Raw genomic sequence first — 24018 nt, forward strand, 5'->3', positions numbered from 1 at the left:
TTTATGAAAAGGATCCATTAAAACAGTTTTATTGATCGTCACTATGGAATTTTTCAACAACTCTATTGTTTTTACTGATTCACATTAAATTAAGTACCACAATTTTTTTTATTTCAAAAATCCGAAAAAATATTAAGCACTTTGTTATTTAGCCATCAGCAAAGAGATAAACTTTTAAATAAATTTTATATATAAATAATCTAATTTATGGTTTTATAAAACACGATCAAGGACTACTGACAATTGCATAATATATTACCAAAAAGAAGTACCCAAATAATCTAATAAAAAAAGACTGTAGAAATGGGTAATATAGCGGGAGTGAAACGAGATTTCAAAGGATTAGAGAAACGTCGTTTAAAAGGCCTGAAGCTGCGAGGGGAAGGGATTAAAAGATCTGAAGTGGCGCGTCGTCTGGGAGTGACTCGGCATGCAGTAAGGCAGTGGGAGAAACAAGTAGAGGAAGGAGGCGAAGAATCTGTTCTTTGGAACGGTCGAGCCGGTAGACTTCCTCGCTTGACGGAATCGCAAGTAGAAGAACTCACGAGCATGTTAATCGAAGGTCCAATGAAACACGGCTTCGATACTCCGATTTGGACTTGTCGTCGTGTAGCAAAGTTAATAGAAAAGAAGTTCTGTATCCACTATCATCCGGATCATGTATGGAAAATATTACGTAGAATTGGTTTTAGTGTACAAAAGCCGATTCGACGAGCTAAAGAACGAGATGAAAAAGCGATCTCGAATTGGAAGAAGCGTCGTTGGCTGAAAGTTAAAAAAAAGCCCAAAAAGAGCGAAGAAAGATAGTTTTTATCGATGAAAGCGGTTTAACGCAAATACCTACCGTGTTTCGCACATGGGCCCCCGTAGGACAAACGCCTGTTCTTACACATGTAGGGTCTTGGAAAAAGATTTCCGTAATCGGAGCAATTACACAAAGGAATTTATATTTTCAAATATTAAAGGGAGCGGCTAAACAAGAAGATATTATTTGTTTTCTTAAGTCCCTACTTCGCAATATCCCCGGGAAATTGATCATCATCTGGGATCGAATCAATATTCACCGTTCCTTGGCAGTCAATGAGTTCATTAACTCTTTGAATGGTAGAATAACAATTGAATTTCTACCTCCTTATGCTCCAGAACTAAATCCTGTCGAATATGTTTGGGGGAAATGGAAACGATATCTTCTTCCTAACTTTTGTCCGGAATCCTTTGAAACTTTGAAAAAAGAAGCTAAACGTTCATTAAGAAAATTGAAACGTAGAATTAATCCTGTTAAATCATTCTGGAATCAAGCTCGGTTGTCTATTTAAATTGGTGATATATTATGCAAATGTCAGTAATTACATCTATAAATTCGAATAAAAAAAGAAACCTCGGAATTCTAAGCTCCGAGGTTTCTAATTAAGAAAATTTAGATTTAAAAAATCTATTAGGCGTTAGATGGAACTGGAAAAAGTCCTTCGATAGAAAGATACCTTTCTCCAGTGTCATAAGAAAAAGTTAATATCTTTGAACCTTCTGGAATTTCAGGTAACTTTTTTGCAACTGCCGCAAGTGCAGCTCCAGAAGAAACTCCGATAAAAAGCCCCTCTTCTTTTGCCGCTCTTTGTGCATATTCGAACGCTTCTTCTTTACTGATTTGTATAGTTCCGTCTAAAAGATCTGTATGTAAATTTTTAGGAATAAATCCTGCACCAATTCCTTGAATCGGATGTGGTCCCGGTTTTCCTCCAGAGATTACCGGAGACGCTTCCGGTTCCACGGCAAACACCTTTAATTTAGGAAATTTTTGTTTTAGAACCTGAGCCACACCTGTGATATGCCCTCCGGTTCCGACACCTGTAATTACATAGTCTATTCCATCCGGAAAGTCTTTTACAATTTCTTGAGCGGTTGTTTCCACGTGAATTTTAATGTTCGCTTCATTTTCGAACTGTTGAGGCATCCACGCCTTTGGATTTTCTGCAACGATTTGTTTTGCCTTTTCGATCGCGCCCGACATTCCTTTTTCTCTTGGAGTCAATTCAAATTCTGCTCCATAAGCCGCCATAATTCTTCTTCTTTCGATACTCATAGATTCAGGCATGACTAAAAGTAATTTATAACCTTTAACCGCAGCAACAAGAGCCAACCCGATTCCAGTATTTCCAGAAGTTGGTTCTACAATAATACTGTCTTTAGTAAGTTTACCTGTTTTTTCCGCGTCTTCGATCATGGAAAGTGCGATACGATCCTTAATGGACCCACCTGGATTGGATCTTTCTAATTTTGCATAAACCTCACTTTTCGTATTAAACAAGCGGTTGATTTTTACATGAGGTGTATTTCCAATCGTTTCTAAAATGCTCTTAGCTTTCATTTCTGTTTTCCTGCCTCTTACAAGCGTTCTTTTGGGTTCTATGTTGTTATATTAGACATTTATTTCAATATAACAAATGAATTCAAGAAAAAAACCTTTTTCCCTTACTCTTTTTTGCAGAACTTGCTTTAAAATCCAACTTTGTGAGAGTTCCCACAAACTTAGTTTAACTTTTAAATCCAATTTTGTGAGAGTTCCCACAAACTTAGTTTAACTTTTAAATCCAATTTTGTGAGAGTTCCCACAAACTTAGTTTAACTTTTAAATCCAATTTTGTGAGAGTTCCCACAAACTTAGTTCTACTTTTAAATCCAACTTTGTAAGAGTTCCCACAAGCTTAGTTCTACTTTTAAATCCAACTTTGTGAGAGTTCCCACAAACTTAGTTCTACTTTTAAATCCAATTTTGTGAGAGTTCCCACAAATTTTAATATTAAAACCAGCTCGTAAGACACAACCAAAATAGACAAAATTTCCCAAAATATTTAATAAATTTAAATATTCTAATTTATTAATATTATTATTAATAAAAATCTTATCAATGAAATCAATAATAGAGTTGTTGAAAAATGAATCTCCATCTGTTTCCGTTTTATGGAAATGGTCGACTAAAGCAATTTTGTTAATCGCCGCTATGGAATTTTTCAACAACTCTAATTATAAAAAAAGTAATGGAATCTAAATCTCTTGTAAAACGATACTCTGTAAAAAAGATTCCGCTACCGGACCAAATTCAATTCCAAGTCCACGAAAAACCGCATAAATCGTAGAAATATGAACGTTCGAATCCCCAGGAGTCGCCGCATAACCTCGAACCTCATTTTCCAAAATTTCCAGAGAGCCAAGTGGAATCACAGCGTGAGAAAAAATTCTTCCATAAATTCCACGATCTCTTCCAGAAGAAAAAATAGAATTCGTAGAAATTAATTCTGTCATAGAAAGATACGGATCATTTTGTAATCTTCTCAGAACGATTTCCTTTGAAATCGTTTTTTTAAGTCTAAAACGAAATCGAACCAAATGCATATAAGGAGAATTGATCGTAACCGAAGAAGAAGTCAGAGGTAACCTGATTCCGATTTGAGAATAGAGTTCGTTTAACAATCGACTGTGATGTGTTCCCCATTCTGCTTCGGGTTGTACAAGTAAGGGCCCGGTTACGTGCGGATCATCCTTGGCCATATCCGCATCTCTTCGGATCACTATAAAATCCGCTTCTTTCAAAATAGATTCCAATTCTTTGGCGCTCTCTTCGATCAATAAACGAAGCGAGCCCGCCAGTGTATGAGTATTACACGTAGAAACGTGTAAAAATTTAGGAAGTTTTTCTTTTTCCAAAAATGATCTCAAATCCGGATATAAAAACTGAGGTCCGAATTTATGTTCACTTCCTTGGGCCACAAACATTTGTATTTTAGAATATTCTGATGTACTGTATTCTTCAATTCTAGAATCGGCAATTCCAGGAGGAGAACAATCGCATAAAACCACGGAGTGTTCTATTGCTTCCTTTTTAGATAAAAATTCCGGAAAAAAATCCTTTACTTTATTTTCTCCCGTATCGACTACGATACCCCCTTTTTCGATAAGAGAAAGAATGGCAGGAATTTCTGATTTTTTAAGCTGATGAGGTTCTATATAAACTTGGAAATTTTCCAGTTTTCCCTGAAGCAACAACAACAAAGAAGCAAGAGGCCAACCGATCACCCCAACTCCTCGAATATATACTCCAGGTTTATTTTGTAATTTCATAGATTATTCCTCGTTTTCATTCAGAATCGATAATATATTTTCTAAAATAAAAAACATCTTAAAAGATCATAGAAGGTATCAGAAATGAATTGGAAATATCTCATAAAAACAAATTGAGAGATTTATTTCCATGAAGAAGAATATTCAAAAATATATTCATCTTTGCGGATGTGAAATGATAAATCTTCGATATTTTTATTTACTTAACATAGGTTTTTTAAATTCCACTTTTTTAAACTTACTACTCGAACGTATGAAAATAACACTAAAAGCTCTATATAAATATTACCAATGATGTAAGCATTTTCAAAAAATTGCATTTAACTCCGATTTATTAGATTTTTGAAGTAGATCTAACATTTTAAGTTTTGAAATAAATTCATTATAAGTATTATTTTATACATCCAAACAGCAGTTTTCACTTCTTTTAAATTCAAAGAACTTCTATAAAATCTAAAAAGAATTATTGTTCTATCAAATTTTTGTATAAACCCTTACAAAAATTGAAAATCCATTTTATAAGAATTCCCTTCTATTATAAAACGGATCTTGCAGGTAATTCTCCTTATATTTGATATAATTATTTGTTGTACGTACAATAATTTCTCTTTCCTTATCGGTAATATCCCGAATGATTTTTCCAGGAGATCCCATAACAAGAACTCCAGGAGGAATTTTTTTTCCGGGTGTTACCAGAGCCCCAGCTCCTATAAAAGCAAACTCTCCAACTTCTACGTCATCCATTAAAGTGGCACACATTCCTACAAAAGAATTATCTTTCAATTTACATCCGTGTATAGTCGCCCTATGTCCGATCGATACGTTATTTCCAATTTCCACCGGATACACATCCCTTGCGACATGAATGATTGTGAGATCTTGAATGTTTACATTCTCTCCAATTCGAATGTAATTGACATCCCCCCTTACTAAAGTCTGAAACCAAATGGATGAATTTTTTCCAATCACCACATCTCCTATAACTTGAGAACCTGGGGCCAAAAAAACGGACTCATGAATTTGTGGTCTTTTTCCCATATACTCCAGAATTTGATCATTTGATTTCATCGGTCTTTCCCTTCTTTCTTCTACAGATCTTTCTTTTAGAGACTTCAAAACAAGTCTAAAAAAAAGATTTTCTTTTGACCCAATTTTAATTGGAAAAAGAATGCACGCATGAGTAGAAGTTCTTCTAACCAAGAAAAAGAAAAAAGGGAAAAAATAAAATCCATTCTCAAACAAGCCGGAATCGGACTTTCGATCGGTTTAAGCGTTGCGATTTTGATTCGATCCTTTCTTTTCTTTCCGTTTACATTGGAAACCAAAGATATGCTCCCTACCTATTCCCCTGGAAAAAGAATTTATTTCCATCGTTTCGTGAATCGTTCCAATCTCTATCTTGGAGATTTAGTTTTGGTCAAACATCCAACTCAAGAAGGTAAGATAGTTTTTTCTAGAATCTCCGGAAAACCAGGAGACACGGTTCAAATGAAAAATAAGATTTTGTATCGTAACAATCATCCGGAAGATATTTCTGGTGTTGGAAGTGGTTTTATACTTCAGTTCGAAGATAAACGAGGAGCGTTTCCTTCCAATTTTTCCGGCAGAGACAACGGAGAACCTTTGATTCTTAAAGACCGAGATTATTTTCTTCTTTGCGACAACCGAGATTCTTGTTCCGATTCCAGAGATTTTGGTCCAATCCCTATAGAAAACATATTAGGAAAGTTATTCTAAATTTTTATCTCTGGTTTTCGTTTTTTACTTTTCTTCTTTCCCGTGCCGATATTATAAATTCAAATATTCTAATTTACTATTTGACACAATCTTGCCATTATGATATTTTTATCGGGTTCATTTTCTCTTATCCTACTTTAAGAGTGAAATCCTGTGACGATAAAACATTCAGAACTTACATTTCAATTGATGGTAGAGTCCGTTCCAAACGCAATACTATTGTTAAATCGGGACGGTAAGATCGTTTACATCAACAATCAAGCTGAAAAATTATTCAAATACGAACGAACCGAGTTGATCGGACAAGTTGTAGAAGAACTTCTTCCTCATCGTTATCGCAAAAATCATCCGACTTTTAGAGATTCTTTTTTTCTTTCTCCTAAAGTTCGACCTATGGGTGCAGGCAGAGATCTTTTCGGTCTTAAAAAAGACGGGACAGAGTTTCCGATCGAAATCGGTTTAAATCCAGTAGTAACCGCAGACGGTACTCTCGTTTTAGCCTCTATCATAGATATTACAGAAAGAAAAAAAGCAGAACAAAGATTTCGTCTCGTAGTGGAATCGGCACCGAACGCGATGGTTTTAGTCAACTCGGAAGGTACAATTTCTCTCGTAAATACACAAACGGAAAAATTATTCGGTTACGAAAGAGAAGAATTGATCGGTGTAAAATTAGAAATATTATTACCAGAACGTTTTCGAGAAGCACATCCGGATCGTAGAAATCAATTTTTCAAAACCCCAACAGTTCGATCTATGGGCGCGGGAAGAGATTTATTTGCTCGGAAAAAAAACGGCTCCGAAGTTCAAGTAGAAATCGGACTCAATCCGATCGACACAGACGAAGGTCTTATGGTTCTTGCTTCGATCATTGACATTACGGAAAGAAAAAATCAAGAATCCACTTTAATTCGAAAAAACGAATTGGAAGTCAAAAACAAGGAACTGGAACAATTTGCATTTTTAGCGTCTCACGACCTACAAGAACCGTTAAGAACGGTATCTAACTATATTCAAGTTTTGGAAGAGGATTATGGTAACACATTCGATTCCAACGCAACCCGTTATCTAAAAACGATCGATCAAGCTACCAAACGAATGAGCGTTTTAGTGAAAGCTCTTCTTATGTATGCAAGAATTGGCAGAGATCAAAAATTAGCATTTACGGATTTAAACCGTATTCTTTCGGAAGTTCTTTCGGATTTAGAAAATCTAATCCTCAATTCGAATGCAAAAATTATCTCAGATCCACTTCCAAGTATGAGCGTATACGAAGTAGAATTCAGACAGCTACTTCAGAATCTAATTTCCAATGCTATCAAATTTACTAAAAAAGGAATCGAACCTGAAATTAGAATTCGTTGCGAAAAAGAAGAAAGCTACTACCATTTCTCTGTCCAAGACAATGGAATCGGAATTGACCCTAAATATGTAGATAAAATTTTCTTTATATTCCAAAGATTGCATCTTAAAGAAGAATACGAAGGTCATGGGATCGGGTTAGCACATTGTAAAAAAATCATAGAATTACACAACGGTCGTATCTGGGTTGAATCTGATTCGGAGGTAGGAAGTACTTTTCACTTTATCATTCCTAATTTAAATTGAAACTTATGAAAAACAAAAAGTTAAAATGTATTCTTCTTATCGACGATAACCAAGACGATAATTTTTTTCATGAAAGAGTGATCTATAAAGGAAATTATGCGGAAAAAGTAATTACAAAACAATCTGGTCAGGAAGCATTACTTTTTTTAAAAAATAAATCTAAAAATATAGAACCGTTTCCAAATCTCATTTTTCTGGATATTAATATGCCTGGTATGAACGGCTGGGAATTTTTAGAAGAATATAGAAAGTTGGATCAAGAGCTTCAAACCAGCACGCTCATCATCATGTTAACCACTTCTGACAACCCGGATGATAAAAATAAATTCAGTCAATTTGGTTCCAGCTCGGATTTTAAAACCAAACCTCTTACCAATGCAATGATAGACGAAATTTTAGAAAGATATTTTCCTGAGTCGGTTTCTGCAGATTCTTAAATGTTGATTTGAAAGAACCTTTAAGTTTTGTTAAAATTCTTAAATTTCAAAACTGGTTTTATAGAAAAAACTTTTGTGCTTCTCAATTCAATCAAAAATAAAAATTGAGAACGACATGTCGAACCTGTAAAATCAGAAGATCGTATATTCATTAAACCATTTCTAAATATCAATTTGTAAAAGTATCTTTGATTCACGAACCAAGATTTTATTCTAAAATAAAAGACAAATCAGGACAAAGCCAAATTTTTAAAGGGTTCCTCGTAAAATCAAATTTGCGCAAGTCCCTACTTCATTAATCACGTCTATTACCAGTTTTCATCCGTCTTTTCGTTGTTAGGTTCAAGACAAATCCAAATGTAGTAGTTCTTAATACTTTTAAGTTTATGGTTTTAAAAAATTTTATTAGAGTTAATTTTCTTCCGTTTCTTTTTCACTAGAATGAACGGATAATTCTGTTTTACAAATAGTAAGTAGATAAGAGTTTTTTCAATTTTCAATCGCTATTCCCCCAAGTAAGAATTCCGGACTTTTCCAAAAAGCCAGAATAGATTTGATATTCCAAATCTCCTTTTTGCAATAAAAGTTCCATATAAATCCAGGCTTCGTGTGATTGAAGTAACTTACTTCGATTGACTTTTAAATAATAAAACGGTTTCAAAAGTGAATCTATAAAATCCGCTGTTTCCTCATCATGACACCAACTTCTCCATTTTGGTCCCGTAAAATACTCCTGTAAACTTTGCTGAATTTTATTTTCTAAATCTTCAAGCGGAACCAGAAACCCTTCCACTTCAGGTTGTAAACAAGCATATCCTCCAGTTTGATTTGAATAGATGATCCCGGTTTGGTATTCAATAATCAACCCGATGTTTTCCATTCCCCAAAGTCGAATGATCGGTCGGTTCATAATTGTATCCTATCTATTTTAATCATCAAACAATTTTGAATTGCAAAACTTGCAAATATTCTAATAGATTCCTCTTTTATTTTTGAAGTCATTTCCACCAGATACCAATGAAGGCGAATTTGGATAAAATCGATTTCAGAAAAACAAATATCTTTTACAAACTTTCATTTTTTTTAAGCAACATGAATTCGATCGAGGAAACCACGCTTTTATCAAAAGCTGTCCTAAAGTTAGGACAACTTCTTCCAGCTTGATCTTTCCGATAAAATACAATGATTGGATTTTGGGATGGATGGCTGTAAAAAGAACGTGGGAACTCCCATATTTTTTTTTTAGTCTTTAAGACATCACAAGATTCAATACAAAGAACTGAAGAACTTACTTGATTTTACAATTTCTAAATATGGGAACTCTTATAAAGTTCCAAACTTACACGCTTTGAACCTCCACTGTAAATGTAGGAACTACTATTTTTTAGAATCCTCTACCGAGAACTTATGCTAAATCACAAAAAACGCCTATCAAAAACAAATTGATACGGACCAACTTCCCGTAATAAATCAGAGGCTCATTCTCAAATTCTCCAGAAAAAACGGATTTTCAAGAGAATTGTCCGGAAAATACTGTATCTAAAGTCTTAGAAAAACTCTCTTGAAAAGAGGTTTGTAATAAGAACTTTGTCCTCAAAAGGGAGATCAATCTTACGACTTTGTACCTTTTCTTAGATAAAATTTAAATTTTAGGACAAACCGTAAATCTAAAACAACGAAGGGAAAAAAATGACCAGAATAGCCATCAACGGATTTGGAAGAATTGGAAGACTCGTTTTTCGTGCAGGAATCAAAGACCCCAATTTAGAATTTGTAGCGATCAACGATTTAGTTACTCCTGATAACCTGGCCTACTTACTGAAATATGATTCCACTCACGGAAGATTTCAAGGAACCGTTGAACACACTGAAAAAGAACTCATTGTAGACGGAAAAAAAATACTATGCGTTTCCGAAAGAGATCCTGAAAAACTTCCTTGGAAAGATCTCAAAGTTGATTACGTAATCGAATCCACAGGACTTTTTACAGACAAAGCCGGTGCCGAAAAACACATCAAAGCTGGCGCCAAAAAAGTAGTGATTTCTGCTCCTGCAAAAGACAAAGACATTCCTACCTTCGTCATGGGAGTAAACAACGAAAAATACAACGCGGCATCAGACCACATTGTATCTAACGCATCCTGCACTACCAACTGTTTAGCACCAATCGTAAAAGTAGTTTTAGACAACTGGGGAGTCGAAGAAGGTTTAATGACTACAATCCACGCCACTACTGCAACCCAACCTACTGTGGACGGTCCTTCTAAAAAAGACTTCCGTGGTGGAAGAGGAGCAATGCAAAACATCATTCCTGCATCTACCGGCGCTGCAAAAGCAGTTGGACTTTGTATTCCAGAAGTGAATGGTAAACTGACTGGAATGTCATTTCGAGTTCCTACTCCTGATGTTTCCGTAGTAGACTTAACCGTTAGAACCACAAAAGAAACTTCTCTAAAAGAAATTTCCGCTAAAATGAAAGCCGCCTCCGAAGGCGCCATGAAAGGAATTCTTGGTTACACCGAAGACATGGTAGTTTCAAACGACTTCGTAAGTTCTACACTTTCTTCTATCTTTGACATGGACGCTTGTATAGAACTCAATTCTAGATTTTTTAAATTAGTTTCCTGGTACGATAACGAAATGGGTTATTCCAATCGAGTTTTAGATTTGGTCCGCTACATGGCGAAGAAAGGTTAATTCATGGAATTGCCTAGACTCGAAAACGTAGACCTATCTGGAAAACGAGTTTTTCTAAGAGTAGATTTTAACGTTCCAGTAGAAAATGGAAAAGTTACAGATAAAACCAGAATCGAAAAGACTCTTCCGACCATCGAGCTCCTTCTAAAAAAAGGAGCGAGAATAGTAATTGCAAGCCACTTAGGGAGACCCAAAGGACAAGTAAATCCTGAATTTTCCTTAGCTCCGATCGTAGAAACGTTCAAAGGTTTAGTCAAAGCGAACGTTTATTTTTCTAAAACCGTAATTGGAGAAGACGCAGTCAAACTTTCTAAAGAACTCAAAGACGGGGAAATTTTAGTAATCGAAAACGTTCGTTTTCATAAAGAAGAAGAAGAAAATGATCCTGGTTTTTCCAAAAAACTTTCTGCGTTAGCCGACATCTATGTAAACGACGCTTTTGGCGCAGCTCACAGAGCACATTCTTCCACCGAAGGAATCGCACATATTCTTCCTTCATATGCAGGTCTTCTAATGCACAAGGAGATCGTGGAACTTTCTGCACTTCTGCATAAACCGGCCAGACCGTTTGTGGCGATCATTGGAGGTTCCAAAGTCTCTACCAAGATCAAAGTTCTCACCAATCTTTTTGACAAGGTAAATCATCTACTCATCGGTGGTGGAATGGCTTATACTTTTTTAAAATCCAGAGCAGTTCCAATTGGAAATTCACTCGTCGAAAAAGAATTCGAAGTTCAAGCCTTTCAGCTAATTGAAAAAGCTGGCGTCGCAGGTATTGATCTTCAACTTCCTGTGGACCATATTATCGGAGATCAATTCAGTGAAAAGGCCAAGACCAAATCCGTAGATAAAATGGGAATTTTAGACGGTTGGATGGGAATGGACATAGGCTCTAAAACGGTTTCTAATTACGAAAAGATTATCAAAAACGCTGGAACGATTTTCTGGAACGGACCGATGGGTGTTTTTGAAATAGATAAATTTGCAAGTGGAACGATGGCAATCGCAAAAGCGATTTCGAAATCCAAAGCGAAAACCGTTGTAGGCGGAGGAGATTCCATCGCCGCGATCAACAAGGCTGGAGTCGCAGATAAGATCACTCACATCTCGACGGGTGGAGGAGCTTCCCTAGAATTTATGGAAGGTAGAAAACTCCCAGGAGTACAGGCCCTTCTTCAAAAATCTTCCGAATAAACGAAAGATGGACTCCGTTGAATTGACATTAGGCGGAGTCCGTCGTTTTGGAACAGAAGCCCGGCGCGCGGAAATGAGTTCATTCTTTACGATGAAGGACTTACCGGGAAGCCAATCGTCATCCTTAAAATGGAGATGCTTGGGATACTCGCCTGGTCGCACTTCTTACGACGATCCTTCTACCCGTTTAAGCTACGATCGTCAATGATTTCGAATGTGTCCATTTTTACAACGCGTCACAAATAATGTGCAAAGAGGAAAGTGATGGATGACCTAAATTCGAAATTGAGACGCCAATTGTCAAAGTCTTGGAACTCGTGCGTATCATCCTACGGGACTTCAGGGATCATGAGGTAAGAAGGATACTACCTACGAAGTTTTGGTCGAACTTCGAGCAGATCCTAGTCTCGCGAGATACGAAGATCGAGTGCTCGAACTCATGGACGCCACAAGGATTTTACCAGTCTCATATGAGGATTTGGAAAGAAGAGTGACCTTTATGCACGCAAACGACGAACGACCTGGATTTTACGTACAACCACCTTGGATTGAATATCCCGAAAGCGACCCGACTTGGGGAGGATGGAGACAAGGCGAAAGCGAAAATTGGTTTTGCAACGTCTGGTTACCTTTTTGGGAAAGATTAAAACCAGAAGAAAGAATTCTCTATCTCAAAAATTGGACACCTTCCAAAGATTGGAATCTTTATTTGACTCAACATTAGAACTTCGACTCTTTCGAGCTTTTTCTCGTTATTTGGGAAATATTACATTCTAATTCTTTGATATTCTCAATTTAATTTTTTAGGGACAATTATTTAAAACTACTGAAATCACTACAAATTATTTCACGTAAATTCGTTGTAAGAAAATTTGAGCAAATCGGTTTCGCGCTTTCAGCTCCAGTCAATAAAATTAAATAAAAGAAACGTAATACAATATTTTGTTTTAGTTTCAATTTATTATAGAACACAATTTGTAGAGCGCCTGCAGAGCGACCCGCGATGTATTGAGTTCAAAAAGCGAGACACTGAATTTAAAGGAGCGCCCTGATCCATTCCCTACATTCCGCAATAAACCTAACTTTTTCTTTCCAACGAGTCTTTCTAAACCATACACTCTCAATCCCTTAAGAGCAGAATACTCATTCAAATAAAGAATACTATTCTCTGGTCTAATATAACTGTAAGAAGCAATGAAAGAATACTTAATAGTCCTTTGATTTCCTTCAGCTACTTGAGAATGAATTCCATCCTTACTCCAACGATTCTTTCCCCATACATTTCTCTTAGTATCAACAGACCTGAGTGAATGATTAATTTGGCGAAAGTTAACATTGTATCGTTCCATCCAAGGTAGACCTTCATCAGAAAACAATGGAACATCTGTAGGTAAGAAATCAAAGAGTGGTTGAAGTGTTTTCTGCTTTTGATCAGGAACAGATGATAGTATTACTGGACCACCTTTAATCGCAATCGTATGACAAAGAGTTCCGATCTGATACTTACCTCTTTGTTCAGCAACGGAATCTGTTAGATAGATAGAAGCTGTTTGACCTTTGTGTTTAAATCTTTTACGATATCCATTCGCTCTTTGAGAAGCTGAGAACAATGCTAAAGTATCGGTATGAACAACTGGATTGTTTTCAATGAAAGGCTTTAAATCGCCTGATTCTGGCAGTTTCTTACCCTTCCAAGCCTTCTTTAGATCCTTTACCATCTCCTCTTTAATGAGTGGAATTAGATCACTACAAAAGATCTGAAGTCTTCTTTTTAACAATGTTCCAGTGTTCTTAGAGACTGATAACTTTCTGCATATTGCTGAAGCCGATAAACCTAATGGAAAAAGTTCAATGGATTCAATGAGTAGATAGGAGAACACCCACAGAGGTAGTTTCAAATGTTCTAAAAACGTTCCAGAAGTCCTTGATTCTAAGTAATTACATTGAGGACAACGAATCACATTCTCTCTAGTAGAGACTTCTTTGCTTAAAGGAACTTTACACTGTGGGCAACTTTTAGGATAGAGAGTAGATAGTAAGTTCTTAGTGATCTGTGTATAATAGTCAGTATTTGTGAGGAAACTTTTGAGAAAAGCGATCTTTAGCGGTGAATTTTTTGGGAAAAGATTTAGTGCAGAGATTATAGTTCTGTGGGGGATCGTGAGCGAGTGATGATTCTTTTTTACATGGAGCGACTTGCAAAACAGTGGAGCCCAGGACCTTCCGGAGGAAGGGTCGGGATTCGCTGTTTGCGTTGTGCGGAATGTAAGAAAAGAATATGCCCTTATTACCAGCTTCCATTCGGACATATTATAGCAAAACCCGAGTGTATACTATCATTTTTTATTCAAAAGAGATTCTTTTCAACAACCCCGCTTCTGAAAAATACAAGAGGGTTTTTTACCTGAATCTCCTAAGCGAATCCGATTATCAAAAGAATTTAAAATCGCAAGTGTCGGTTAACTTAAAAATTAGAACAGTTCTCGCCTTATAGCGAAGCAAAAAAATATACTGTTATATAGATAGAGGTACAAGTAGGCAAATGATCCATTCGTTGATTAAAAATGAAAAAGGTTTCGCTCTACAAATCTAACTATTAGAGGAAAATTGCTGTGTATTCTAAAATTACGATTTCTATCCTAATATTCCTTTCAACTTTTGATTGTGCATTGAAAGAGACGATCCAAGAAAAAAAAGAATCTCTCAAAGGATATTTTTCTGTCAATGCGGATGGAGGGCTACGATTACGTGAACATCCAAACATTCAGTCTAGAGTAATTCTTACTATCCCAGAAAGTAAAATAGTAAATATCTTAGAGGAAGTGGGAGAAATTGAAACAAACAATAATAAAAAAGGAAAATGGGTTAAGGTTGAATATGGGAGGATAACTGGCTATGCATTTAGCCCGTTTCTCGCAAAAGTAGAAAGACCTCTCAATCATTTAGTAGGTAAGTCTATAAAACTAGGTGATGGAAAAATCATACGAAAATCTTTGAGACTTTGATAGAGAGTAAATTACCTGAATCTTATGATCAAAGCAAAGACGGAAGAAATTATAAATCGAATGAATTTCAATTTGAAAATTACGTTACACGTAGTGATTACTCGGTAATATCAATTTCCCCCCGTAAAGAACCATGTGCTGGTTATCTACATTCTTATTGCTATAATTTCATACTAAAAAACGGCAAAGTAATTAATACAGATATGAATCGTGAATCTTACGGCGAAGTTACTCTTATTTCAAATAAAGCAGCATTCTTTAATATTTCTGGCGGTGAGGGCGATGAGTGCGGTGGAGGATCTGAAAGCCATACAGTCGCTTTCGTATTTAAAACAAAGAAAATATTAGTTGCGAGAAGTGGGTGGAGCGAAACTTGTCCCAATGAATGTCCATGCTCAAAACCAAAAGTATTTACCAAAACAGTTTATGAATATCTTGATGGTGGAGGCACTCCATCGGATTCAGAGTTGCGAGGAGTTTTTAAGTAGTGCGAAAGAAGCTAAGGAATAAATCAATAAGAGTTCTATAAAGATCTAATGAGCAATTGTAGATTTTTATCCAATAGAGTATTTTTTCCGTGAAACTCCCACAAATATTCACTAACACATTTTCCCTGGTAAGTTGGGCTAACTTTTTTTATTCTATAACACAAGGGCTCTTCGAAGGAAACGGAAATAAGAAGTTCCTTTAACTTTCCTTCCCAAAGCGAACCTGTTCTTAGTATATATTCCAAATAATCCCCTTCGCGGTCGTCATATTTATCATTTCCCCACTGAACTAAATCATAATCGTAATGAATAGTATGTTTGGAATTCACATAACTTTCGCTATCCACTTCAAATACAATCATCGAGGAATAAAGATCGTTTCCTAATTTAAAATATTCACCGACTGGGGGCTTCAATCTTGAACATTCCAACTCTGCATTATTCCAAAATGCTCGAAAGTTTCGATACTTGATAAGTGAGTTTTCAGGGAAAACAAGCTTTTCTCGAAAATTGCGAGTTCCTTCAAAATAGAATTCGATTTTAACATTGACTACTCTATCTTTACTTACCGATAAAATAACTCTTTCGCTTTTAAATTTTGGCGTTGAGTTGAGGCCAAATGAGAACAGTAATAAAAACAGGATAATCGTACGTTTGGAAAACATATACTAATAACGTTTTTTAATACTCGGATCCGTTTTAAAGTATTCTGGGCTAAAATCTCCGGAATTTACCTCGAGAAAACTAATTTCAGCAACACACGTATCATTATATTTTGAACCCGGATATACGGATAAGATCTCAAATTTTAAATATACAATTTTAAACCTATCCTTAAAGAATATTCGTTCTCCCCCTCCATTATAATCACTCATGAGACACTGATTTTGGAAATCATTAACGCAGGCTTTGAATTTACTTTTGTTACCCGAAAATTCATAACAATAATCTTGAGCTGATTCAATTTTGCCTCCTGCATTTTCAGCTCCGCACACGTTATCAGCAAACGTGTGAGTAAATTCTTTTTTTACGCCATTCTCAGAGAGCATTGAAATTCTCGTATCCTTGACTCTATTGTTACTCAGATATTTATCTTTATATTTTACAAACCCATTTAAAATACTCAGACCAATCACATTGGTTGGAGGAATGATATATTCGAGGTATTCATTTGTTCCTTCATTATCCTTTCCTTCGCACCAAGCAGTTTCAACCTTACCGTCCATAACTCTTATTGGATCGTAAAAATCCTTTGGCTTATTCTTCTCGGTTAAAGTAGAACTTGAGGTTGCTTTGATTTTGTTGATAGAGAGGAAACGATACATTGTCGAATCCGCATATATATGAATGGAAAGTGCCAAAGCCAAGGTAATCAATATTCTTTTTTTCATAATCATTCTTCCTTTTATATCTTTATCGAGCAAAAATAGAGTCATATTAGCTTGTACTTATTTATGAATGCGGATCTAATTTATTGTTTGCGGAGTGTAAGAAAAGAATATGCCCTTATTGCCAATTTCCATTTGGGCATATTATAGCAAAACCCGAGTGTATACTATCATTTTTTGAGAAAATCCTTGGGATTCGGAACAATTACTGTAGATCATTGACAAATCGTTGCGAGAAGTATAATATTCTGCTTCTTGGTATTGAACATTGTCCCGATGGGAAATTGGTGCTATCAAGGTAAGGAGTGATTTAACTATAGCTTCGGATTTTTCGCTTAAAAGTGTTTCACCTCGATTTTGATGATAAGACTACTCGATAACGGGTCATGATTAGTGTGAATGAAGTTTCCTTATGGATAGGCTATCGCAAAAGAAAGATTGTGTGGTTATTTATGAGTTTAGCACGACTGAAATTTTTAAAAATACAAAGGACTAAATGATTCATGTTCTTTCAAAGAGATCAATAATTCCGTTGTCAGAATCTTCTTGATTCTCATCGGCGTTGTTTTCGGATTCTGTATCGTCTACTTCCCGTGCTTTTAAATTTCGTTCTAGTATTTTGTCAAGATCACATCTAGATAAGAGTCTATTCAATTCATTGTCTGAGAAATGAATATTTAAAGCCATTGACTCATCTTTTAAATATTGAATCACTGTATCGCAAGCTTCATCGCTCTCTTCTTCTGTTTTATAGTCGTCCAGTATTCCATCATCCAATACACTTTGGGTTATATTATACATCCAAAAGTCAAATGTTTTCTCTCTTATCTTACTCATTAACTTACTAGTATCAAAGTCATTTAGCTTTTTTAATATCGTTACCAATGCTTTAAGTTCTTCGGGCGAATCATACTCATCAATATAATTTTCATAAAAAAGCAAATGAGTTTTATTGACCCCGGTAATTATTTTCTTTCCAATTGCATAAGACATTATTTGTATTTTTGCATCAATATTTTCAATTTCCGTCATACTTATTATTTCAATTAATTGTATGGCAGCCTTACTTTGAAGAAAATACGTGAATCCATTCATGAGCAGGTAAAATACTAAGTAAGCATCGAATTCATAGTTAGGTATTCCATTTCTATTCTCTATCAACTGGACAAAAATCGATTCTATAATTCTCTCATCTATACTACCCGAATGACGTAAGTTAAATAGCGTTCGTATCGATTTCGCAGTCTTTAAAGAAAGATATATATTCGAAATAAAAGCTTCGTTATCAGATAATCTATCTAGAATAAAATCTGCAACAGAAGGATTGAATAATTCATATGTAATTTTACCGCTCGGTTCTATTATTCTATTCGTAATCGATCCAACAGTAATCCTTATAACCTTTTCATAGTTATGATCGAATGACGCTGAAACATTCAACTTTTCTAGGTGGACGATTTTAAAATATGCCTCTTTTAACTCTTTTTCGGAGATACTTCCTCCATTAAATACTATTAAGCAAGGAATCAAGCGCGCAAAAGAATCGAATTGAAGGTTGAATATGTTGTCCCAAAGTTCCTTTGGATTATTGAGCATATTTTTTATATATTCCCAATAACTTTCATTCTTTATATTTGCTACTTTATGAAAATCAGTAATAAACGCAATAAGCCTTGGGTTAAAATTTTTGTGTTTAATTACCTTTAAATATCGAAAATCTATATAGAATTCAGATACGAAACTCTCATGCAATAAACTATGCCATATGTGATTATATAAAATCTTAGCTTTATCTATCGCGGAATAATTGCTAATGTGAAGCTCATATTCGTTCTTGCCAATATTATCAATGTGAAATAAATCACTTAACTCCTTGCCTTGTTTTAAAATTGCTGTACGTGAAGTTAATATGAAATATTTATCGTTGCTGCTATGGATCCGTTTGATAAAATTTAGTATCTTGGAATCTTCTTTTTTTTCCAGAGCCTCCAGATAATTTCTGCCCAAAAAATCATCAAAATAAAATATTTGGTTTTTACCTTCGAAATATATACTCTCTGCTTCACTAATTGCGTTGTCTATATAGACGAATTCATAACCATTCTTAGCATAGAGAAAGCTAATTTGGTCAGCCAAGGTCGTTTTTCCAATGCCGGCTTCACCAGTTAAAATTAGGACTCGATTTTTTTCTAACTTTTGTATCGCCTTTGCATGATCTTTCGTTTCGGCATACTTAGGTAAAAATACTGAAATTTCGTCTAACTTAAATTTACTTCTGCCGACTAACGCATTGTTCATTATTGTCTGAAGAACATTAGTGCTACTTATCCACAATTTATAATGCTTTCTTTCTATATCTGAATATTTGGATAAGAGATCATTTAAATCCTCATTGCCAAATATATCTTTTTCACTCTCAATATAAGGCGAAAGCAAATGGAATATTTTCTGTTTATTTTGTTTGGATAATTGAGTTGAAGTGAGTAGTATATATCTTTTCGGACTTAGTTTTTGAATCGATTTAATTTCATCCGACTTTAATTTTCGAAATAGTAGTTTAAACCCAGATTTGTAGTAATGCTTACACTGAATAATGATTTCTTGATTATCTGAACTGAAGAATCTTCCATCAACGCCTTGATCTTTTCCAGACTTAAATCTTTCTATACGAATATTGAAATATTTCGATAGAATATCAATCGCAAGTATTTCGAATTCTTTATCGTTTATTGATTCAAAGCTATACTGCATCTATTATTTAGGAAGACTTACGTTTATAAAATTACAGGCTAAGTGATTCGACTTCCGATAATGTCATCTATGTTCAATGTCAAGGCGTCATTCTTTGTCGAAGAAATTCTACTTCAATTTTCAACTCTTCAACTTTCTTTTTAATTTCAATATCTTCTTTAGTTTGATAAGTTCCAACATAATACGAAGCCAAGATTGCAATGATGGCTAAAGAAATATTTAAGAGAGCATTTGAATTCGAATGCCATTCGTTTTCCATTCTAATATATTCATTTTGAAGATCCTTTGAATAGCCTTCGTATTTAAGAGCCTTTTCCTTAAAGTGCCTACCTGAATTATTACTAATTTTCGCAACATGGTTATATAATTTTTGATCATAAAGATTCGCTTTTGCTAGAATGAATTTTAAATAAGAATTATATAATTTAATGAAGACTAAAAAAACTATAGAAAATACGGGTATAACAATACATTCGGCAATAAATAGAAAACGAAAAAATAGACTTTTAAAGATAAACGTAAATAAATAATAGGATCGTAAATTTTTCATTCCGCCTTGCATTTTTAAATAAAATTCTCTAATCAGTTTATCGCGGTTGTACCTTTTAAAAACGCTAATATTTTTTCGATGAGTCCAAGACAGAAGGGAAAGAAAATAATATTTTATAAAACTGAAATTAGTATAACTAACATTCCTCAATAATCTTAATCGACCGTAACCGAGTCGAAACCTTGGGATAGAGATTCCATTTGGAATTTTCAATGAGCTAATATAGGATTGAACATCGCCTGTCGTCATTTCACCGCCATTCCTTTCCGAAACCAAATCGCCTTCTTTGGTCTTTTGAATAACGTATCCTTTTCCAATATTCGTAGTTACAATTTCATTTTTTGGATCTTGATCTATAGCTAAATAAATGAATAGAGTAATTTTTTCCTTCATATTGCTTTCCAATTTCTAAATAATAATATATAATTTATCCTTTAGCTCTTAGATATTTCGTAAAGCATCAAGATATTGATTATATCTGTTTCTAATTATCTTATCTTGTATTCCTTCCGGTGAAGGAAGAAAATTTAATTCATTTGCGATATTAACTTTAAAAGTCTGAGTATATAGATCAAATAATTTCTGTAAATTACTATCATAATTCGGTTTTAGCATCTCCAAAACAATATTTCTTGTTTCTTCATAAAACTTAGGATTTCGTTCGATTAACTCAGCACATTTAGAATAATTGCCGCGCTTAAACTCTTGTCGAAATTGGTTAATTTTTTCACGAACCTTCGTTTCAGTATATTCTTCAATAAGCGTAACAAATATTTTTGTAATTGTCTCTATTGTTTTATCTGTACTAAAATAAATCTGTATTCTTTCCAAATAATCCTCAATTTGAGTTTTATCATTTACAAATTGATAAAATACTCTTCTGAATCCTTTCTCTAATTGACCAATAGATAATTTGAGATCATATCTATGTATTACTAAAAATGACATTCTGTACGCATCGGTAAGCGTGACTAGCCTATACTTTTTAATTTCCTCGCGTTCACTCAGCTTTAATAAACTAAGAATAGAATCACGCATGTCAGTTTCATTTGAATGATATGCTCTGCTAATTATATTTAAAGCAATATCAAATTCATCGAATGAAATAGGATTTTGAAATCTCATAAATTGCTCTAAATCAATTTTCCCATAATATAGATAATCCAAAATTGCTAATTTAACGCTTGTATCCTCATCGTTATTTTTAAGAAAATTTTCAAAATTATTTATAAATTCACTTTTTGCATCCATCAAAGATAAGACTGTCTTTCTATTTACCGATTCAGAATAAATAGAATATAAATGGTTCATTAAAGCCTCTCCAATTTCATGTTTAAAATCTTTTTTAAAATGATCTACAAAGCGCATCGTTTTTTCGAAAATTCTATAATTTTTTGCCGGGCCATTCTTAAAAAATTTGATTAGGTAGCTCTTTTCTTTGTTAGTCATCTTCGAAGACATTTTCTTTGATATTCTTACTAACGCATTGGAATCAATTTCATCTATGAAATATTCAATGTTAAATAACTTTTCACGGAATAAGCCTAATTTCGGTACATCTTGTTCATGAAATTCTAACAATCTTTCATGATCTAACTATATAATACAATTTGAATACTCTGCAAGTCTATCAATACTCCCTAACACCTCCTCGATCCGCAGTGATTCATGGCGTCTCTCTATGTCTTCAAAAACAAGAACATGATGTTTATCTAATTTTACTTCTATCAACTCAAGTAAATCTATATTAAATTTCAATCCCGTTCTTTGTTCAACGAAGCCCGTTAGCAAATCTTTCGCGATATTTGCACTAATTCTAAGAACAGATTTTTCTTGCCGAATATATTTTGTTCTTACGGATTTATATATTTCAGAAATTGATTTAATACCAAATAAACTCACTTTGATAAATCGCTTATCGGGTAGGTGCTTATCTAAATTATTGATAAGATAAGTCTTTCCGATCCCCCATTCGCCAACTAATAGAGCCTTAACTAAATTTTCACTTTTTAGCTCGGTATATAATCTTTTAAAAACGTCAAGCGAATTCATTTAATTTGATATAACTCCAGAGTAGGTTGAAAATATAATTTAACATTTTCTGTAATTTCATTTTTAGTTATAATTTACGAAGTTCGCAACACTGTTTTATTCCAAGATAATTCGAATCCAATTTTTAATAAATGGTTGAAAGCGAAAAATATTTCTTAGAATTCATTTTAAAGTTCAATCGATAACGCAGAATTCGGCAAATTTCCGAATTGGTTTAAATTATCCTGTAAATTTCGATGAAAACCTTTTTATGTTCTTGATCGGAATATTTATTTCAGGGTCGCGTAGCTGTATATATTCAATATTCGTAAAATATAAAATGGAAACTTCCCATAATCACTATTATGTCATCTACGAATAAAGGCCATTTTGTATGTTCTGGCACATCGGTAACACTCTGCGTTTCTAACGTGCGGTCCTGAAGCGCACTAACGCAGGTTTGATTGACCTTAGTCGCATCCAGCAAGCCGAAGCGGCAAAGCAACGTGCAAACAGACGAGATTATGCGATGTCGCGTTCTAACCCTAAGATCTTCTTGATTCTAGGGTGTATCACCCATATACCTATTGGAAAAAACCATATTAACAAGAATTCACCTAAATATTCTTTTACTATAGCCTCTCTACTCAGCTCCAAAGTACGCATATTCTTTGCGATTGTCCTTGCAATGAAGAAGTTACCGAAGCTACTTAGAAGTAAAAGAATTATCCCGATAATTTGTAATCTCTCAAATATCCCGGCCAAAAAACGGAGCATAACAGGCGGCAAGATAATGGAAATTCCGATTAAACCAATAATACCGAAAACAATACTGATTTTTCCACTTAACTTAAGATTTTCATCAAGTAATTTATTCATCCTAACTAAATTCTCAAGAAACCAAGAGTAGAGAATAATTAGCCAAATGTAAACTATTGACACCATTGTCGGTAGTTCAAATCGCCCTGTTATGGCAATCGCAATAAACGGGTAAGACATGGCAAGAATGAACGGACCAGCAAGAAAGATGAACAATTGATAGGTTTTAAATTTTAACATTTTTACGGTTACTACAGTTCACTAAATCGATTAATCATTTTTAAAACAAGCATATACCAAATGTATGGATCTCCACAATTTTTATAAATTCGCTAAACCAAAAAAACCTATAAAGAAAAGAATCAAGAATATATACGAAATAAGATGAATAATTAAAAATTCCTGAATCTTTTTTAATAAAGACAAAGACTTGGGTAAAATAAAAAAATAAAATGGCGATTCGAATATGATTGATAAAATAAACGTAAAAGCAAGGAGCCCAAAAAAATAAAAATATTCCTCCAAGCGCTCTAATGTGTACGTATTTTTTCCGATTTCTAGCCTAGTCACGGTTAATTGGACACATTTTTTACGCAGCATTTTCTTCAAATTCTGCAGGACTCACAAAGTCTAAGTACGAATGAGATCTCTGCCTATTATAATAAACTTCTATATGATCAAAAAGTAATTCTTCCGCTTCTTGAATTCTATAAAAGTAATCATATTCCATTTCTCTTTTCAGAGAACCAAAGAAGGACTCGGCGACCGCGTTGTCCCAACAATTTCCCCTTCTACTATTGCTCCTGCGAATTTTGTTGACGAGCAAATATTTTCGAGTTTCGTTCGAACAATAATTGGATCCTCGGTCAGAATGAAAAATCAAACCCTTGGGAGGATTTCTCAATTCGATCGCTTTGGAAAGAGCATTGCAGACTAATTTGGAATCATTAGCATTCGAAATCGACCAACCTACTACTTTCCGAGAATAAAGGTCTAATATTACACAAAGATAAATCCAACCTAAGGAGGATCTCAAAAAAGTAATATCTGAAACCCAGATTCGATTCTTCTTGTTCGCTTTGAAATTCCGCCTGACTAAGTCTGGAGCAACCTGATTCCCATGATTAGAATTTGTCGTGGCAATCCGAAAGCGCTTCTCTTGTTTTCCACGAATTTCACAAAGTTTCATCACTTTTC

24 protein-coding genes are annotated in these 24018 nt (G+C 34.5%); 11 read left to right on the forward strand and 13 right to left on the reverse strand.

Going from position 1 to position 24018, the window contains the following annotated elements:
- Positions 1 to 303 precede the first annotated feature (303 nt).
- Positions 304 to 807 carry a winged helix-turn-helix domain-containing protein gene (locus tag LEP1GSC059_RS23990; protein ID WP_017214202.1) on the forward strand — a complete coding sequence of 168 codons (504 nt, stop codon included), beginning with the start codon at positions 304 to 306 and terminating at the stop codon, positions 805 to 807.
- A gap of 29 nt (positions 808 to 836) precedes the next feature.
- The gene (locus LEP1GSC059_RS23995; RefSeq protein ID WP_036056827.1) at positions 837 to 1316 is read left to right on the forward strand and encodes an IS630 family transposase; all 480 of its coding nucleotides are present in this window, start codon (positions 837 to 839) and stop codon (positions 1314 to 1316) included.
- A gap of 119 nt (positions 1317 to 1435) precedes the next feature.
- On the opposite strand, the gene cysK is transcribed toward LEP1GSC059_RS23995, so the two are convergent.
- The 3 genes from cysK to LEP1GSC059_RS04830 form a co-directional block, all read right to left on the reverse strand.
- Positions 1436 to 2365, reverse strand: a complete 930-nt coding sequence (cysK, locus tag LEP1GSC059_RS04815; protein ID WP_002178754.1) for a cysteine synthase A — start codon at positions 2363 to 2365, stop codon at positions 1436 to 1438.
- Between the two features lie 677 nt (positions 2366 to 3042).
- Entirely contained in the window at positions 3043 to 4116 is a 1074-nt protein-coding gene (locus LEP1GSC059_RS04825) for a hypothetical protein (protein WP_020980389.1), read from the reverse strand.
- A gap of 516 nt (positions 4117 to 4632) precedes the next feature.
- Positions 4633 to 5184: a gamma carbonic anhydrase family protein gene (locus LEP1GSC059_RS04830; RefSeq protein ID WP_020980387.1), complete on the reverse strand. Its 552-nt coding sequence runs from the start codon at positions 5182 to 5184 to the stop codon at positions 4633 to 4635.
- Positions 5185 to 5292: 108 nt separating this feature from the next.
- On the opposite strand from LEP1GSC059_RS04830, the gene lepB reads away from it, so the two are divergent.
- The 3 genes from lepB to LEP1GSC059_RS04845 all read left to right on the forward strand — a co-directional run bounded on the left by lepB (position 5293) and on the right by LEP1GSC059_RS04845 (position 7898).
- Entirely contained in the window at positions 5293 to 5853 is a 561-nt protein-coding gene (lepB, locus tag LEP1GSC059_RS04835; protein WP_002178692.1) for a signal peptidase I, read from the forward strand.
- A 189-nt stretch (positions 5854 to 6042) separates the two neighbouring features.
- On the forward strand, positions 6043 to 7461 hold the full coding sequence (locus LEP1GSC059_RS04840) for a PAS domain-containing sensor histidine kinase (protein ID WP_017214205.1): 1419 nt from the start codon (positions 6043 to 6045) through the stop codon (positions 7459 to 7461).
- A gap of 5 nt (positions 7462 to 7466) precedes the next feature.
- Positions 7467 to 7898, forward strand: a complete 432-nt coding sequence (locus tag LEP1GSC059_RS04845) for a response regulator (RefSeq protein WP_002178792.1) — start codon at positions 7467 to 7469, stop codon at positions 7896 to 7898.
- 496 nt (positions 7899 to 8394) lie between these two features.
- On the opposite strand, the gene LEP1GSC059_RS04850 is transcribed toward LEP1GSC059_RS04845, so the two are convergent.
- Complete coding sequence (locus LEP1GSC059_RS04850) at positions 8395 to 8808, reverse strand: DUF6210 family protein (RefSeq protein ID WP_017214207.1); 414 nt, start codon at positions 8806 to 8808, stop codon at positions 8395 to 8397.
- A 779-nt stretch (positions 8809 to 9587) separates the two neighbouring features.
- Between LEP1GSC059_RS04850 and gap the strand changes: the two genes are divergently transcribed.
- The 4 genes from gap (at position 9588) to LEP1GSC059_RS04865 (ending at position 12513) form a co-directional block, all read left to right on the forward strand.
- Positions 9588 to 10595 carry a type I glyceraldehyde-3-phosphate dehydrogenase gene (gene gap, locus LEP1GSC059_RS04855; RefSeq protein ID WP_017214209.1) on the forward strand — a complete coding sequence of 336 codons (1008 nt, stop codon included), beginning with the start codon at positions 9588 to 9590 and terminating at the stop codon, positions 10593 to 10595.
- Between the two features lie 3 nt (positions 10596 to 10598).
- Positions 10599 to 11789 carry a phosphoglycerate kinase gene (locus LEP1GSC059_RS04860; protein WP_017214210.1) on the forward strand — a complete coding sequence of 397 codons (1191 nt, stop codon included), beginning with the start codon at positions 10599 to 10601 and terminating at the stop codon, positions 11787 to 11789.
- A 7-nt stretch (positions 11790 to 11796) separates the two neighbouring features.
- A complete protein-coding gene (locus tag LEP1GSC059_RS22820; protein WP_017214211.1) occupies positions 11797 to 11997 on the forward strand; it encodes a hypothetical protein in 201 nt (66 codons plus the stop codon).
- A 291-nt stretch (positions 11998 to 12288) separates the two neighbouring features.
- Positions 12289 to 12513 (forward strand): hypothetical protein, encoded by a 225-nt coding sequence (locus LEP1GSC059_RS04865; protein ID WP_036057079.1) that lies wholly within the window; start codon positions 12289 to 12291, stop codon positions 12511 to 12513.
- A 229-nt stretch (positions 12514 to 12742) separates the two neighbouring features.
- Here LEP1GSC059_RS04865 and LEP1GSC059_RS04870 read toward each other — a convergent pair whose 3' ends face one another.
- Entirely contained in the window at positions 12743 to 13750 is a 1008-nt protein-coding gene (locus tag LEP1GSC059_RS04870; RefSeq protein ID WP_235592139.1) for a hypothetical protein, read from the reverse strand.
- A gap of 651 nt (positions 13751 to 14401) precedes the next feature.
- Here LEP1GSC059_RS04870 and LEP1GSC059_RS24000 point away from each other — a divergent pair.
- Together LEP1GSC059_RS24000 and LEP1GSC059_RS24005 are read left to right on the forward strand one after the other, a co-directional pair.
- Entirely contained in the window at positions 14402 to 14794 is a 393-nt protein-coding gene (locus tag LEP1GSC059_RS24000) for an SH3 domain-containing protein (RefSeq protein ID WP_017214214.1), read from the forward strand.
- Positions 14791 to 15282 (forward strand): hypothetical protein, encoded by a 492-nt coding sequence (locus tag LEP1GSC059_RS24005; protein WP_017214215.1) that lies wholly within the window; start codon positions 14791 to 14793, stop codon positions 15280 to 15282. The genes LEP1GSC059_RS24000 and LEP1GSC059_RS24005 overlap by 4 nt, the downstream gene beginning before the upstream one ends.
- A gap of 35 nt (positions 15283 to 15317) precedes the next feature.
- Here LEP1GSC059_RS24005 and LEP1GSC059_RS24010 read toward each other — a convergent pair whose 3' ends face one another.
- The 8 genes from LEP1GSC059_RS24010 to LEP1GSC059_RS04920 form a co-directional block, all read right to left on the reverse strand.
- Entirely contained in the window at positions 15318 to 15698 is a 381-nt protein-coding gene (locus LEP1GSC059_RS24010; RefSeq protein ID WP_235592140.1) for a hypothetical protein, read from the reverse strand.
- A 252-nt stretch (positions 15699 to 15950) separates the two neighbouring features.
- On the reverse strand, positions 15951 to 16673 hold the full coding sequence (locus LEP1GSC059_RS04885) for an NADase-type glycan-binding domain-containing protein (RefSeq protein ID WP_020980393.1): 723 nt from the start codon (positions 16671 to 16673) through the stop codon (positions 15951 to 15953).
- Positions 16674 to 17171: 498 nt separating this feature from the next.
- The gene (locus LEP1GSC059_RS04890) at positions 17172 to 19421 is read right to left on the reverse strand and encodes an nSTAND3 domain-containing NTPase (RefSeq protein ID WP_017214218.1); all 2250 of its coding nucleotides are present in this window, start codon (positions 19419 to 19421) and stop codon (positions 17172 to 17174) included.
- A gap of 79 nt (positions 19422 to 19500) precedes the next feature.
- Complete coding sequence (locus LEP1GSC059_RS04895; RefSeq protein ID WP_017214219.1) at positions 19501 to 20364, reverse strand: hypothetical protein; 864 nt, start codon at positions 20362 to 20364, stop codon at positions 19501 to 19503.
- 48 nt (positions 20365 to 20412) lie between these two features.
- Positions 20413 to 21552, reverse strand: coding sequence for a hypothetical protein (locus LEP1GSC059_RS04900; RefSeq protein WP_017214220.1), 1140 nt, complete (start codon positions 21550 to 21552; stop codon positions 20413 to 20415).
- Between the two features lie 15 nt (positions 21553 to 21567).
- The gene (locus LEP1GSC059_RS04905; RefSeq protein ID WP_017214221.1) at positions 21568 to 22023 is read right to left on the reverse strand and encodes a P-loop NTPase fold protein; all 456 of its coding nucleotides are present in this window, start codon (positions 22021 to 22023) and stop codon (positions 21568 to 21570) included.
- A 501-nt stretch (positions 22024 to 22524) separates the two neighbouring features.
- Positions 22525 to 23061, reverse strand: a complete 537-nt coding sequence (locus LEP1GSC059_RS04910) for a hypothetical protein (RefSeq protein ID WP_020980398.1) — start codon at positions 23059 to 23061, stop codon at positions 22525 to 22527.
- 349 nt (positions 23062 to 23410) lie between these two features.
- The coding region (locus LEP1GSC059_RS04920) for an IS3 family transposase (protein WP_036057086.1) at positions 23411 to 24018 on the reverse strand (608 nt) is incomplete at its 5' end.

Origin of the sequence: Leptospira noguchii serovar Panama str. CZ214 (genome assembly GCF_000306255.2) — a bacterium.
Lineage (GTDB): Bacteria > Spirochaetota > Leptospiria > Leptospirales > Leptospiraceae > Leptospira > Leptospira noguchii.